This window comes from Rhizobacter sp. P1_G5, from assembly GCF_056405435.1.
In genome coordinates this window covers 1-532 of sequence record NZ_JBFUCB010001216.1, presented here as the reverse complement: position 1 = coordinate 532, position 532 = coordinate 1, and the positions used below count along the sequence as shown (strand labels likewise).

Below are 532 nucleotides of genomic sequence, written 5' to 3'. Positions count from 1 at the left end.
GGCAAGGGCAACGACACCATCACCGGCGGCCTCGGCGGCGACTTTTACAACTTCGCCAACGGCGACGGCCAGGACACCATCGCTTCCACCTACGACACCACTTCCGGCAAGACCGACACGCTGGTGTTCACCGAYCTGGCGTCGGGCCAGGTCCAGYTSTCGCGCTCCGGCACMTCGCTGRTCGCCTCCGTCAAAGGCACCACCGACACGGTCACGGTGAAGGACTTCTTCTACARCRACRACCCGCTCAACAGCTACAACCCGCTGCAGGCCATCAAGTTCGAAGACAAGACCCTGGACTCCATCGACGCGATCCTCGCGGAGACCTACAAGGGCACCGACGGCAAYGACACACTGGTCGGCACCAYCCKCAACGACACCATCACCGGWGGCAAGGGCAACGACACCATCACCGGCGGCCTCGGCGGCGACTTTTACAACTTCGCCAACGGCGACGGCCAGGACACCATCGCTTCCACCTACGACACCACTTCCGGCAAGACCGACACGCTGGTGTTCACCGATCTGAAGC

1 protein-coding gene is annotated in these 532 nt (G+C 62.9%); it reads left to right on the top strand.

Features of this window, described 5'->3' with window-relative positions; translation table 11 throughout:
• On the top strand, nt 1-532 hold a 532-nt coding region (locus AC1D12_RS35045; protein WP_477845636.1), incomplete at both ends, for a calcium-binding protein.